The 14055-nt window shown below is 63.7% G+C and carries 12 protein-coding genes; 6 read left to right on the forward strand and 6 right to left on the reverse strand.

All coding sequences use genetic code 11. From position 1 onward, the window contains the following. The first annotated feature begins 284 nt into the window (after positions 1 to 284). A complete protein-coding gene (locus tag VMP31_RS06065; protein ID WP_325505104.1) occupies positions 285 to 509 on the forward strand; it encodes a PA3496 family putative envelope integrity protein in 225 nt (74 codons plus the stop codon). Here the strand turns inward: VMP31_RS06065 and VMP31_RS06070 are convergent. After that, on the reverse strand, positions 451 to 1413 hold the full coding sequence (locus VMP31_RS06070) for a LysR family transcriptional regulator (RefSeq protein ID WP_325505106.1): 963 nt from the start codon (positions 1411 to 1413) through the stop codon (positions 451 to 453). The genes VMP31_RS06065 and VMP31_RS06070 overlap by 59 nt on opposite strands. 233 nt (positions 1414 to 1646) lie before the next feature. Here VMP31_RS06070 and VMP31_RS06075 point away from each other — a divergent pair, with 233 nt between their 5' ends. The 5 genes from VMP31_RS06075 (at position 1647) to glsB (ending at position 8603) form a co-directional block, all read left to right on the forward strand. Next, on the forward strand, positions 1647 to 3062 hold the full coding sequence (locus VMP31_RS06075; protein WP_325505108.1) for an acetyl-CoA carboxylase biotin carboxylase subunit: 1416 nt from the start codon (positions 1647 to 1649) through the stop codon (positions 3060 to 3062). Positions 3063 to 3073: 11 nt separating this feature from the next. Further along, complete coding sequence (gene oadA / locus VMP31_RS06080) at positions 3074 to 4897, forward strand: sodium-extruding oxaloacetate decarboxylase subunit alpha (RefSeq protein WP_325505110.1); 1824 nt, start codon at positions 3074 to 3076, stop codon at positions 4895 to 4897. A gap of 1182 nt (positions 4898 to 6079) precedes the next feature. Further along, positions 6080 to 7021 carry a sodium-dependent bicarbonate transport family permease gene (locus tag VMP31_RS06085; protein ID WP_325505112.1) on the forward strand — a complete coding sequence of 314 codons (942 nt, stop codon included), beginning with the start codon at positions 6080 to 6082 and terminating at the stop codon, positions 7019 to 7021. A 1-nt stretch (position 7022) separates the two neighbouring features. Beyond that, positions 7023 to 7325: a P-II family nitrogen regulator gene (locus VMP31_RS06090; protein ID WP_325505114.1), complete on the forward strand. Its 303-nt coding sequence runs from the start codon at positions 7023 to 7025 to the stop codon at positions 7323 to 7325. A gap of 369 nt (positions 7326 to 7694) precedes the next feature. Then, positions 7695 to 8603, forward strand: coding sequence for a glutaminase B (gene glsB / locus VMP31_RS06095; RefSeq protein WP_325505116.1), 909 nt, complete (start codon positions 7695 to 7697; stop codon positions 8601 to 8603). A gap of 243 nt (positions 8604 to 8846) precedes the next feature. Here glsB and VMP31_RS06100 read toward each other — a convergent pair whose 3' ends face one another. From VMP31_RS06100 to VMP31_RS06120, 5 genes are all read right to left on the reverse strand, one after another. Further along, positions 8847 to 10202: an 8-oxoguanine deaminase gene (locus tag VMP31_RS06100; protein WP_325505118.1), complete on the reverse strand. Its 1356-nt coding sequence runs from the start codon at positions 10200 to 10202 to the stop codon at positions 8847 to 8849. A gap of 161 nt (positions 10203 to 10363) precedes the next feature. Next, entirely contained in the window at positions 10364 to 10819 is a 456-nt protein-coding gene (locus VMP31_RS06105) for a GNAT family N-acetyltransferase (RefSeq protein WP_325505120.1), read from the reverse strand. A gap of 93 nt (positions 10820 to 10912) precedes the next feature. Further along, a complete protein-coding gene (locus VMP31_RS06110; RefSeq protein ID WP_325505122.1) occupies positions 10913 to 11308 on the reverse strand; it encodes a hypothetical protein in 396 nt (131 codons plus the stop codon). Positions 11309 to 11411: 103 nt separating this feature from the next. Next, complete coding sequence (locus VMP31_RS06115) at positions 11412 to 12398, reverse strand: asparaginase (RefSeq protein WP_325505124.1); 987 nt, start codon at positions 12396 to 12398, stop codon at positions 11412 to 11414. Between the two features lie 79 nt (positions 12399 to 12477). Continuing rightward, positions 12478 to 13923, reverse strand: coding sequence for an alanine/glycine:cation symporter family protein (locus VMP31_RS06120; protein ID WP_325505126.1), 1446 nt, complete (start codon positions 13921 to 13923; stop codon positions 12478 to 12480). Positions 13924 to 14055 lie beyond the last annotated feature (132 nt).

Below are 14055 nucleotides of genomic sequence, written 5' to 3' on the forward strand. Positions count from 1 at the left end.
AACCTGCCTCTGGTGAGCGGTGGACAAGGCTGCGCCATGTCCACCCTACCGACTGCGGTGGATGCAAATGACGTCATCCACTCAACCCGACTCTTGTAGCCCGAATAAGCGCAGCGTAATCCGGGAAGCCTGGCCCCGGATTGCGCCAAGGCTTATCCAGGTTACGCGCACAGGTTTATGGCACCGTTCGTCGGGGTCACCACACCTTCATCGTCTTGCCCGCAAAGCGTCATATCCCTGGCCGATGCTGTGACTCCCGTTATTCAGCTTGGGAGTTGCACCCTATGTCTGCTTACTTGGATAAAGCCCAGAATCACGCCAACAGTGAGGCCCGTGCCCGGCGCAAGGTGATTGACCAGCGCCGCATGGAATACCGTCGCGCCATCGAAAGCTATGCCGAGCAGCGGCAATTGCAGCAGCAACTGTCCGACTTCCCCGAACTGATCGCGGCTAACTACCTGACGGCTGCTCAGACCGTGGGGCGGCGAAGCGCTCAGCCAGGGCGTTGATCTGGCTGCGTTGATCGCGCACAAAGGCGAAAAACGCCTGGGCCACCGGCGACAGGTATTTGCTCCGCGGGTGTACCAGGCACCAGCTGTGCAGCAGCGGCAGCTCGGCCACCGGCAGTTCGCGTAATACGCCGCAGTCCAGCTCGCGGCGCACGGCGTGACGGGGCAGCAGGGCCAGGCCGAGGCCGGCGATCACCCCTTCACACTGGCCTTCCATGGAGCCGACTTCCAGGGTCTGGGCGAAGTGTGCGCGCTTCTGATGGCAGTAAGCCTCGCAGGCCTGGCGCGTGCCGGAGCCGGCCTCGCGGACCAGCAATGGCCAGGCGCTGAGGTCGTGCAGGGTTAGCGCGCCCTGGCTGCACAGCGGATGGTCGGCTGGGGCCACAGCGATGATAGGGTTGTTGAGAAAGGGCAGAAACTCCAGATTCAGGTCGGTCGGCACCTGGGACATGATCAGCAGGTCGTCGCGGTTGGCGCTTAGCCGTCTGAGTGCCTGGGTATGATTGGTGACCACCATCTGCAGGCTGACTTCGGGGTATTGGCGGCGAAAAGCGGCGAACAGGTGGGGAACGAAGTATTTGGCGCTGGATTCCACCGCCAGGCTCAACTGCCCCTGCAGCGAGCCGCGTAGATCGCCCAGCTGCATATCGAGACTCTCCAGGCGGCCGAAGATATCCGCGCTGGCCCGCTGCAAGGCTTCGGCAGCGTCGGTCAGGTAGAGCTTCTTGCCGACATAATCGAACAGCGGCTGGCCGAGCAATTCTTCCAGCTGGCGAATCTGCAGGCTGACCGCCGGCTGGGTCAGGGCCATTTCCTCGGCCGCGCGGCTGTAGGAGCGCTGGGCGCATACTGCGCGGAATACCTGCAGTTGACGAAAAGTCATACGCAGCAGTGACTTACGCATGTTGGTTGGCTCGCGAATGGCTGCGCTCTGGGCGAGGCAGGGTGGCTGCGGAGGTGCGGCACAAGGCCGTGCTGGGCTGACTATAAGTCTTTGCTAATGCTTAACCCAATAAATACTGATTTTTGTTAATCGCTGGCGGGGCGTAGCTTAATTGCATGACCGCAAACTGAGCTGCGGTCATCCGACGACCGCTTTCCGCGGTCGCCTGCTGACGCGATCGAGGACCCAGGCCCGTGATCAAGAAAATCCTCATAGCCAACCGCGGTGAGATTGCCGTGCGTATCGTGCGCGCCTGCGCCGAGATGGGCATCCGCTCGGTGGCCGTCTATTCCGATGCCGATCGCCATGCCCTGCACGTCAAGCGCGCCGACGAGGCCCACGGCATCGGTGCCGACCCGCTGGCCGGTTATCTGAACCCGCGCAAGCTGGTCAATCTGGCGGTGGAAACCGGCTGCGACGCCCTGCACCCAGGCTATGGTTTTCTCTCTGAAAACGCCGAACTGGCGGAGATCTGCGCGGAACGTGGGGTCAAGTTTATCGGCCCAAGCGCCGAAGTGATTCGCCGTATGGGCGACAAGACCGAGGCGCGGCGCAGCATGATCAAGGCCGGCGTGCCGGTCACCCCGGGCACCGAGGGCAATGTCACCGACCTGGCCCATGCCCTGCGTGAAGGCGAGCGCATCGGCTATCCGGTGATGCTCAAGGCCACCAGCGGCGGTGGCGGTCGGGGCATCCGCCGCTGCAACTCGCGCGAGGAGCTGGAGCAGGCCTACCCGCGGGTGATCTCCGAGGCGACCAAGGCCTTTGGCAGCGCGGAAGTCTTTCTGGAAAAGTGCATCGTCAATCCCAAGCATATCGAGGCGCAGATTCTCGCCGACAGCTTCGGCAATACCGTGCACCTGTTCGAACGCGACTGCTCGATCCAGCGGCGCAATCAGAAGCTGATCGAGATCGCCCCCAGCCCCCAGCTGACCCCCGAACAGCGCGCCTATATCGGTGACCTGGCGGTGCGCGCGGCCCAGGCGGTGGGCTACGAGAACGCGGGTACCGTGGAGTTCCTCCTGGCCGAGGGCGAGGTGTATTTCATGGAGATGAACACCCGGGTGCAGGTCGAGCACACCATCACCGAGGAAATCACCGGCATCGATATCGTCCGTGAGCAGATCCGCATCGCCGCCGGCCTGCCATTGTCGATCCAGCAGGCCGATATCCAGCACCGCGGCTTCGCCCTGCAGTTCCGCATCAACGCCGAGGACCCGAAGAACAACTTCCTCCCCAGCTTCGGCAAGATCACCCGCTACTACGCCCCCGGCGGCCCGGGCGTGCGCACCGACACGGCGATCTACACCGGCTACACCATCCCGCCTTATTACGACTCGCTGTGCCTGAAGCTGGTGGTCTGGGCGCTGACCTGGGAAGAGGCGCTGGACCGTGGCCTGCGCGCCCTCGACGACATGCGCCTGCAGGGGGTGAAGACCACCGCGGCCTACTACCAGGAAATTCTGCGTAATCCCGAGTTTCGCAGCGGTCAGTTCAACACCAGCTTTGTCGAAAGCCACCCCGAACTGACCCAGTACTCGGTCAAGCGCAAACCCGAAGAGCTGGCCCTGGCCATCGCCGCTGCCATTGCCGCCCACGCCGGCCTGTGAGGAATCGACCCATGAGCAAGACTGTGCAAGCCAAACGAATCGCTGTCACCGACACCATCCTGCGCGACGCCCACCAGTCGATCATCGCCACGCGCATGCGCCTGGACGACATGCTGCCGATCTGCGACAAGCTCGATCAGGTCGGTTACTGGTCGCTGGAAGTCTGGGGCGGGGCGACCTTTGACGCCTGTATCCGCTTCCTCAAGGAAGACCCCTGGGAGCGCCTGCGTCAGCTCAAGGCGGCGCTGCCCAATACCCGCCTGCAGATGCTGCTGCGCGGGCAGAACCTGCTCGGCTATCGCCACTATAGCGACGATGTGGTGCGCGCCTTCGTGGCCAAGGCGGCGGTCAACGGCATCGACGTGTTCCGTATCTTCGACGCGATGAACGACGTGCGTAACCTGCGCGTCTCCATCGAGGCGGTGAAGGCCGCCGGCAAACATGCCCAGGGCACCCTGGCCTACACCACCAGCCCGGTGCATACGGTCGCGGCGTTCGTCGAGCAGGCCAAGGCCATGCAGGCCATGGGCATCGACTCGGTGGCGGTCAAGGATATGGCCGGGCTGCTCACCCCCTACGCCACCTTCGAACTGGTCACGGCGCTCAAGGCCGAGGTCGACCTGCCGGTGTTTATCCACAGCCACGACACCGCCGGCATGGGCGCGATGTGTCAGCTCAAGGGCATCGAAGCCGGTGCCGAGCATATCGACACGGCCATCTCCAGCTTCGCCTGGGGCACCAGCCACCCGGGCACCGAGTCGATGGTCGCGGCGCTCAAGGGCAGTGATTACGACACCGGTCTGGACCTGGCGCTGATTCAGGAGATCGGCCTGTACTTCTATGCCGTGCGCAAGAAGTACCACCAGTTCGAAAGTGAGTTCACCGCGGTAGACACCCGGGTGCAGGTCAACCAGGTGCCGGGCGGGATGATGTCCAACCTGGCCAACCAGCTCAAAGAGCAGGGCGCGTTGCACCGCATCAACGAGGTGTTCGCCGAGATCCCGCGGGTGCGTGAGGACCTTGGCTTCCCGCCGCTGGTGACGCCAACCTCGCAGATCGTCGGCACCCAGGCGGTGTTCAACGTGCTCGCCGGCGAGCGCTACAAGACCATCACCAACGAGGTGAAGCTCTACCTGCAGGGCCGTTACGGCCTGGCCCCGGGCAAGATCGACGAGCAGTTGCGCAAGCAGGCGATTGGCAGCGAAGACGTGATCGAAGTGCGCCCGGCCGATCTGATCGCGCCGGAGATGGCCAAGCTGCGCGGCGAAATCGGCAGCCTGGCGAAATCCGAAGAAGACGTGCTGACCTACGCCATGTTCCCCGATATCGGGCGCAAGTTCCTCGAAGAGCGTGCCGCCGGCAGCCTGACCGCCGAAGCCCTGCTGCCAATCCCCGAAGCCGGCGGTGTGGCCGCGGCGGGCGGCGGTGGCGTACCGACCGAGTTCGTTATCGACGTGCACGGCGAAAGCTACCGGGTGGATATCACCGGCGTCGGCGTGAAGACCGATGGCAAGCGTCACTTCTACCTGTCCATCGATGGCATGCCGGAAGAGGTGGTGTTCGAGCCGCTCAACGACTTCGTTGCCGGCACCGGCAGCAAGCGCCAACAGGCCAGTGGCCCGGGCGATGTCAGCACCAGCATGCCGGGCAATATCGTCGAGGTACTGGTCAAGGTCGGCGACACGGTCAAGGCCGGCCAGGCAGTGCTGATCAGTGAAGCGATGAAAATGGAAACCGAAGTACAGGCCCCGATTGCCGGCACCGTAAAAGCGGTGCATGTGGCCAAGGGCGACCGGGTAAACCCGGGCGACGTACTGATCGAAATCGAAGGTTAACCTCGGAGCCCCGGGCTGGTTGAACAGGCATTTAAGCAGATTGCCGGGGCTTCTTTTTTATTCACGGGCGGCGCGCATGGGTGCGTTGCAACAGGGCTTAAGTCCCATGGACATGCAGGGCCTCAGGGTCCTGCACAAATTAGCGATACCAACGCGGATAGAACCCTCTCCCCGTTGGGGAGAGGGCAGGGTGAGGGGTAGCGGGTTTAGGCAGAAATGCGCTATCCAGTCAGGGCCTCGTCCCCTCACCCCAACCCTCTCCCCCGGGGGGCGAGGGGGCTAAACGTGTCTGGCGGGAGAAGCTGGGTAATCCGAGCGATGTGCTGATAGATCGAAAGTTAACCTTGAAGCTCCGGGCTGGTTGGACAGGCATTTGAACAGATTGCCGGGGCTTCTTTTTTATTCACGGACGGCGCGCATAGGCGCGTTGCAACAGGGCTAAGCCCTTGGGCTCGCAGGGCCTTAGGGTTCTGTAGGGAATACCGACACTGCGCGGATAGAACCCTCTCCCCGCTGGGGAGAGGGCAGGGTGAGGGGCTGCGGATGTCGACAGAACTGCGCTATCCAGCCAGGGCCTCGCCCCCTCACCCCAACCCTCTCCCCCGGGGGGGGCGAGGGGGCTAAACGTGTATGGCGGGAGAGGCTGGGTCATCCGGGCGATGTACTGATAGATCGAAAGTTAACCTCGGAGCTCCGGGCTGGTTGGACAGGCATTCGAACAGATTGCCGGGGCTTCTTTTTTATTTACGGACAGCGCGCATAGGCGCGCTGCAAAAGGGCTTAGGTCCCTTGGGCTCGCAGGGCCTTAGGGGTCTGTAGGGAATACCGACACTGCGCGGATAGAACCCTCTCCCCGCTGGGGAGAGGGCAGGGTGAGGGGCTGCGGATGTCGACGGATATGTGCTGCCCAGCCAGGCCTCGCCCCCTCACCCCAACCCTCTCCCCAAAGGGGCGAGGGGGTGGACGGTGTATGGCGGTAGAGGGCATCTGGGTTTAACGGCGCTATAACCTTTTTCCGGTTATGCCCCGCGGTGTTCGCTTTGTCTGCGCCTGGCGCAGGTGGTGCGGGCACTACGGCGTGGGTACCAGCACAGCTTGCGCTGGGGGCATAACCTTTTATGCGGGTGGGCCATGTGACGTGGCAAGCGTCTCTGGTCAGGTAAATAACGGGAGGGTTGTGCGGTGGGTCTGGATCCGGTGGTGCTGTTTTTCGTTTTCGGCCTGACGGCTGGCCTGCTGAAAAGCGAGCTAAAGCTGCCGCCGGCGCTGTACGAGACGCTGTCGATCATTCTGCTGCTGGCCATCGGTCTGCACGGCGGGGTGGAGCTGGCCGAGCAGGCCAGCTGGCAGTTGCTTGGCCAGGCAGGGCTGGTGCTGGGGTTGGGCGTGGCCTTGCCGCTGCTGGCCTTTGCCGTGCTGCGCGGGTTGCGTTTCGATCGGGTCAATGCGGCGGCGGTGGCGGCCCACTACGGCTCGGTCAGCGCCGGTACCTTCGCCGTGGTGGTGGCCTATATGCTGGCCAAGGGCATCGAGTTCGAAAGCTATATGCCGCTGTTTGTCGCCATCCTCGAAATTCCGGCGATCCTGGTCGGTATTCTGCTGGCCAAAGGGCTGTCGCGGGACACCCAGTGGCGCGAGCTGGGTCGGGAGATCTTCCTCGGCAAGAGCATCATGCTGCTGCTCGGCGGCCTGATCATCGGCGCGGTTGCTGGCAAGGAAGGCATCAAGCCGCTGGAGCCGCTGTACACCAGCATGTTCAAGCCGGTGCTGGCGTTCTTTCTGCTGGAGATGGGCCTGATCGCCTCGGGGCAGCTGGGCGCGCTGAAACAGTTCGGTCTGCGTCTGCTCGGTTTCGCCCTGCTGATGCCGCTGCTCGGGGCGCTGGTCGGCGCACTGCTGGCGCGCTTGATGGGGCTGAGCCTGGGCGGTACGGCGATGCTCGCCACCCTGGCCGCCTCGGCGTCTTATATCGCGGTGCCGGCGGCCATGCGCCTGGCATTGCCGGAGGCCAACCCGTCGCTGTCACTGACCGCCTCGCTGGGTATTACCTTTCCCTTCAATATCCTGATCGGCATCCCGCTGTACCTGGCGCTGGCCGAACGACTGATCGCCTGGGGGCTTTGAGATGAACGCACACACCCGCACCCTGCTGACCGTGATCTGCGAAGCGGCCCTGGAGAAGAAACTGCTGGCCGACCTGGAAACCCTGGGCGCACCCGGCTGGACCCTCTCCGACGCCCGCGGCCGTGGTGGCCGCGGCGTACGCAGCGCCGGCTGGGAGGCCGAGGGCAATATCCGCGTGGAAATCATCTGCGCCCGGGACGTCGCCGAACGCATCGCCACCCACCTGCAGGACAAGTACTACGCCAACTTTGCCATGGTCTGCTATTTGGCCCAGGTGGAAGTGCTGCGCGCGGAGAAGTTCTGAGAACCTATTTACGATCTGCTGCGCGTCGGCCCTACTGCGTTAAAAACAGGCTCGGAATGCTCATTTACACCAGTAAACTCCGCTTCCTCGCCTGTTTTTGCCTTGTATGGCTCTAGCTCGCGAGATCGTAAACACGTTCTAACGGGCGAACTATCACGTGTAGGCCAGGCAAGCGCAGCTGTGTAGGGTGGATGACGCCTTTCTCATCCACCATCGCGGTCTGGTGGATGGATAAAGCGTCATCCACCCTACGGGTCGTAGACAGAGAGTCCAGGCTTCGGGAAGCCATTGCAGTGTGATCCGCTGCGCCGCGTGGGCGTCTATCAGCCATCGTCCGGGGTGGCCCCGGGCCCTGCTGCGAGCCCGAGCATGCAAGCGCTGTTGAATGAGATTCTCGATGAAGTCCGCCCGCTGATCGGCCAGGGCAAGGTGGCCGATTACATCCCCGCCCTGGCCGATGTGCCGGGCAACCAGCTGGGCATTGCGGTGTACAGCAATGACGGCGAGCTGTTCTGCGCCGGTGATGCCGAAACGGCGTTTTCCGTGCAGAGCATTTCCAAGGTGTTCAGCCTGGTGCAGGCCATCGAGCATTCCGGCGAGGCGATCTGGCAGCGCCTGGGTCATGAGCCGTCCGGGCAGCCGTTCAATTCCCTGGTGCAGCTGGAGTTCGAGCGTGGCCGGCCGCGCAATCCCTTTATCAATGCCGGGGCTCTGGTGATCTGCGATATCAACCAGTCGCGCTTCGCCGCGCCAGTGCCGTCGCTGCGCGATTTCGTCCGCCGGCTGGCCGGCAATCCGCTGGTGGCGGTGGACAACCGGGTGGCCGATTCGGAATACCAGCACCGCTCGCGCAATGCGGCGGCGGCCTACCTGATGCAGTCCTTCGGCAATTTCCATAACGATGTGGAGACGGTGCTGCGCAGCTATTTCAGCTACTGCGCGCTGCGCATGAGCTGCGTCGATCTGGCGCGGGCCTTCGGCTTTCTGGCCAACCAGGGCTTCTGCAAGCACAGCGGTGCGCAGATCCTTACGCCGCGCCAGACCAAGCAGGTCAACGCGATCATGGCCACCAGCGGCCTCTACGACGAGGCGGGAAACTTCGCCTACCGAGTCGGCCTGCCGGGCAAGAGCGGCGTCGGCGGCGGCATCGTCGCGGTGGTGCCGGGGCGCTTCAGCGTCTGCGTGTGGTCGCCGGAGCTGAACGCCGCCGGCAACTCCCTGGCCGGAATCAAGGCCCTGGAGTTGCTCAGCGAGCGGATCGGCTGGTCGGTGTTCTAGCGCGCCGTGGGAACGGCGGGAACCAGTGCCATGCCCGCGAAATGGAACGCGGGCATGGTCGCCATTATTAAATAGCCCGTATGTCATTGATTTTATGGGCTATGGTGTTTTTTTGTAGGAGCGGCCCATGGCCGCGATGGGTTTCGCGGGCATGGAACTAGGCGTCCCCCCGATCCTACAAGTGCCTACAAGCCGGTAGACCGATTGCCTCCAGTTTGCCGTGCGAGAGCTACGGGCTATGCATCACCCCGCAATCAGCTCCTTGGCCGCCTGGCGGTGATCGGCGATCAGCTGGGCCACATCCAGGCCTTCGATCTGCCCGTCGATCACCCGCCACTGGCCGCCGATCATCATCCGGTCGGCCTTGTCGGCACCGCAGAGCAGCAGCGCGGAAATCGGGTCGTGGCTGCCGGAGAAGCGCAACTCGTCGAGCTTGAAGAAGGCCATGTCGGCCTGCTTGCCCACCGCCAGTTCGCCGATATCGCTGCGCCCCAGCAGCTTGGCCGAACCCTTGCTAGCCCAGCCCAGCACCCGTTCCGGGGTGATCTTCTCCGCGCCGTAGCGCAGGCGCTGGATATACAGGGCCTGGCGCGCTTCGAGGATCATATTGGAGGCGTCGTTGGACGCCGAGCCATCGACGCCGAGGCCGATTGGCGCGCCGGCGGCTTCTAGGTCGAGGGTCGGGCAGATGCCCGAGGCCAGGCGCATGTTCGAGCTCGGGCAGTGGCAGATGCCGGTGCCGGCCTGGCCCAGGCGGGTGATTTCCTCGGGGTTGAAGTGGATGCCGTGGGCCAGCCAGGTGCGCGGGCCGAGCCAGCCGACGCTGTCCAGGTAATCCACGGTGCGCAGGCCGAAGCGCTGCAGGCAGAAGTCTTCTTCATCGAGGGTTTCCGCCAGGTGTGTGTGCAGGCGCACGTCCAGCTGCGCGGCCAGTTCGGCGCTCTGGCGCATGATTTCCTGGGTCACCGAGAAGGGCGAGCAGGGCGCGAGGGCGATCTGGATCTGCGCGCCGTCGCCGCGCTGGTGATAGGTCTGAATCAGACGCTGGCTGTCAGCCAGGATCACTTCGCCCTGCTGCACCGTTTGCTGCGGCGGCAGGCCACCATCGGCCTGGCCCAGGCTCATGGAGCCGCGGGTGAGCATGGCGCGCATGCCCAGTTCGCGTACGGCTTCGACCTGCACGTCGATGGCATTTTCCAGGCCGCCGGGGAACAGGTAGTGGTGATCCGCCGCGGTGCTGCAGCCGGACAGCAGCAGTTCGGCCAGGGCCACCTTGCTGGCCAGGGCGAGCTTCTCGGGGGTCAGGCGTGCCCATACCGGATAGAGGGTTTGCAGCCAGGGAAAAAGCGGCTGGTTGACCACCGGGCCCCAGGCGCGGGTGAGGGTCTGGTAGAAGTGGTGATGGGTGTTGATCAGCCCCGGCAGCACCACATGCTCGCGGGCATCGAAGCTCTGCTCGCAGGGCTGGGACGGTTGTTGACCGGCCTTGAGCAGTTCGCTGATCACGCCGTTTTCAATCACCAGGCCGCCGGCGGCGTCGAGGGTGTTGGCGGTGAAGATGGCGAGGGGGTTCTTGATCCAGATACGGGTAGCAGCCATTGAATTGGCTCCTCTGAAGGTGGGTTCAGGTTAGCCAGCTCAGTGTTTACCCTGTCTGCTGATCCAGGTACGCGCCGGCGCAGGTGGCCGGGCGTGGCGCAAAAGATAACGCCGTAATGTGCCCGCGGCAAGACTGTGGGTCGGACTTTCTGACCAGAAGGTCAGAACAGTTTGCGGTACTGAACAAACCCCGAACGCTCGGCGATGCGTTCATACAGCAGCATGGCGCGGCTGTTGCTCTCGTGGGTCAGCCAGTAGGTGCGCGCGCAGCCGTGGGCCTGAGCCGCCTGGTAGACATGCTCGATCAGCTGGCGGCCGGCACCGCTGCTGCGGATGTCCTTGGCAATAAACAGGTCCTGCAGGTAGCAGTAGTCGCCGGTGGTCCAGGTCGAGCGGTGGTAGATCCAGTGCACCAGGCCGATGGCCTGGCCGTTGTGCCAGGCCAGGGCGGCGTGCATAGGTTCGGCGGGGTCGAGGAAGCGCTGCCAGGTGATATCGCTGATGGGCGCGGCGATCTCGGTCATATAGAAGCGCTGATAGCCCTGCCACAGGGGTAGCCAGGCGGCGTGATCGGCGGCGCTGATCGGACGGATCTCGACGGGAATGCGAATAGGCATGGCGGCAACCTCCTCGGAATTGCGAGCTGGGTGATAGGCGTTGCAAACAGGGTAGATGGTTTGACCCCGTTTGCCCCCATTCACTCCACTCCGTCAGCGTGTGGCGCGATAGTCCTTGATCAGGGTGACCAGGTCTTCACGCGAGCATTCGGCCGGCAGGTGGCTGCTCAGGTCGTAGCAGCGCTGACCGAAGCTCATGGGCCAGTAGATGATGCTGTAGGGCGGCCAGAAGATCGACATCACGCGAAAGCGCGTGCGCAGCTTGCCTTCGGACAGGGTTTCGCCGGTGACACTGGTCAGCCGATAGGGCACGCCCGCGGCGCGGCTCCAGAAGAACGGGCGCACCTTCACCAGGCCTTGCGGGTGCTGCTCGGCGCGTTGGTTGATGCTGATGGTGCTGTGCTCCGGCAACTTGAAGTAGGCCTTGGTGGAGCAGCCAGTGATGGCCAGAGCGAGCAGCAGGAAAGTAGCGAGGCGAAGCGACGACATGCAGGTACGTCCTTGTAAGTCGGGTGGCTGAATTTTCTGTGGGTTGGCGGGCGGGCCGCGCCGGGGCGCGACTATAGCGATTTGCCCGCCACCCGGCAGCTATTTATTCGGCCCGTTCACCGCACAGATCCAGGGCAAACCAGTGCTCCACTTGCGCCTGCGAGAGGCCTGCGCCGAGCAGGGCGAACAGCTTGCCCAAGGCGGCTTCGCGGGTCATGCCGCCGGCGGAAACCAGCCCGGTGGCGGCCAACTGGCTGCCCGCCGCATAGACGCCAAATTCGACATGGCCGTGGGGGCTCTGGCTGATGGCGGCCAGCACCACGCCACGATCATGCGCAGCCTTGAGTACGCCGAGCAACTCGGCGTCGTCCGCAGGGCCGGTGCCGCTGCCGTAGCATTCCAGCAGCAGGCCCTGCACGCCGCTGTCGAGCAGTGCGCACAGGTGGCTTGCCTGGATACCCGGGTAAAACGGCAGCACGGCCAGATTGACCGGCTGACGCGGCTGGCGATAGTCGATGCTGGCCGGGATGCTCTCGGCCCGCGCGCTCTGGCGCTGGCGCGGCAGTACGCTGAAGGCGTCGAAGGCATCGCTGCGCAGTTTGCTGACCCGCGCGCCATGCATCAGCGTGCCGTTGAAATACAGGTGCACGCCTGGGGCGACGCCAGCCTGCAGCGCGCCCATGGCCCCGAACAGATTGCCCCAGGCATCGCTGCCCTCGGCACCGGCGGGCAGCATGGAGCCGCTGAGGATCACCGGGGCGGGCAGACCGAGCAGCAGAAAGCTCAGGGCGGCGGCGCTGTAGGCCAGGGTATCGGTGCCGTGCAGCAGCAGCACGCCATCGCAACCATCCTGTTCGATGCCAGCGCGAATCGCCGCGACCATCGCCAGCCAGTTGCTCTGGTTCATATTGGCGCTGTCGATGGGCGGCAGCAGCTCGCGGAAGATCCACTCAGGCAGTGGCTGGGCTTCGCGGCCCTGCTGAGCGCGCAGGCGCGCTTCGAAGCCGGACGCCGGGGCCAGGCCCTCGGCGCTCATCTGCATGCCGATGGTGCCGCCGGTATAAAGCACCAGGAGTTTTTTACAACCCATAGGGGTTCTCCGTTTTTTCATTGTTCTTATAAGCAAACAGGGGGCTAAGCCCCCTGTTTGTCACAGCTGTTACAGCGACTTAGCGCTGATGCACCGCGTTGCCGATTTCCGCATGGTTGCTGGCCTTGGCAGCTGGCGCAGAGTTTGACCAGACGGCTGGGTCCAGGTCCAGATCAGCGAAGTTTTTCGCGTCCAGTACCGGCGACTCGACACCGGCCTTGATCTGGCTGTCGTAGTCGCGCATCAGGCGCAGACCGACTTTGAACAGCAGGGCCAGGGCGATCAGGTTGCAGATGGCCAGCAGGCCCATGGTCACGTCGGCGAAGGCGAACACCGTGCCCAGATCTTGCACCGAGCCCCAGAGTACCAGAGCCACCACCAATACGCGGTAGACCACTACCGGGCCGCGTTTCTGGCTGAAGAAGCCCAGGGCGTTTTCACCCAAGTAGTAGTTGTAGATCAGGGTGGTGAAGACGAACAGCAGCAGGGCGACGCTGACGAACACCCGGCCCCACTCGCCAACCACGCTGGCCACGGCGGTCTGAGTCAGTACCACGCCGGCCATTTCGGTGCCCGGCTGATACACGCCCGACAGCAGGATGATCAGCGCGGTGCAGCTGCACAGGATCATGGTGTCGATAAATACGCTGAGCGATTGCACGATGCCCTGAGCCACCGGGTGCTTGACCTGGGCCACGGCAGCGACGTTGGGTGCGCTACCCAGACCGGCTTCGTTGGAGAACAGGCCGCGCTTGACGCCCATGATGATTGCCGCGCCGATGCCGCCAGCGAAGGCAGGCTCCAGACCGAAGGCGCTCTTGAAGATCAGCGTCAGGGTGGCCGGGATGGCGTCGATATTGCTGCCGATCACGAAAATGGCCATGGCGATATAGGAGAAGGCCATCACCGGTACCAGCACGTCGGCGAATTTAGCGATGCGCTTGATGCCGCCGAAGATGATCAGGCCGATCACCACGGTCAGGATTAGGCCGCTGATATAGGTCGGCAGGCCGAAGGTGTCATGCAGCGAGCTGGCCACAGTGTAGGACTGCACGGCGTTGAAGCCGAAGCCGAAGGTCACCAGCAGCAGGATCGAAACCACGATGCCCAGCCAGCGCTGGCCGAGGCCATGCTGGATGTAGAAGGCCGGGCCACCACGGTAGCTGCCGTCGGCTTCGCGGCGCTTGTACAGCTGCGCCAGGGAGCATTCGAAGTAGCTGGTGGCCATGCCGACCAGTGCTACGACCCACATCCAGAAGATCGCGCCGGGGCCACCGAGCATGATCGCTACCGAGACACCGGCGATGTTGCCGGCACCGACGCGACCGGCCACCGAGAGCATCAGCGCCTGGAACGAGCTGAGCTGGCCGGGCTGGCGCTGGAAGGCCTCACCGAAGATGCGGAACATGCTGCCGAAGTAGCGGAACTGGACGAAACGCGAGGCGATGGTGAAGTACAGACCAAGGCCGATCAGCATCACGATCAGCAACTTGCTCCAGATCAGGTCATTGAGAATATCGAGCATGGCAGGCGAGTCTCTCTTGTTGTTCTGGTTGGGAAAAATGCGGGGGTCGAATGGTTGAGCAGACGCGTTCGTCGTGCAATTTCGCAGGTCGCGGCGACTTGGCGCGAGTTGATGCTAGAATCGCGTCACTCG

Origin of the sequence: Pseudomonas sp., assembly GCF_035512415.1 — a bacterium.
Taxonomy (GTDB): Bacteria; Pseudomonadota; Gammaproteobacteria; order Pseudomonadales; family Pseudomonadaceae; genus Aquipseudomonas.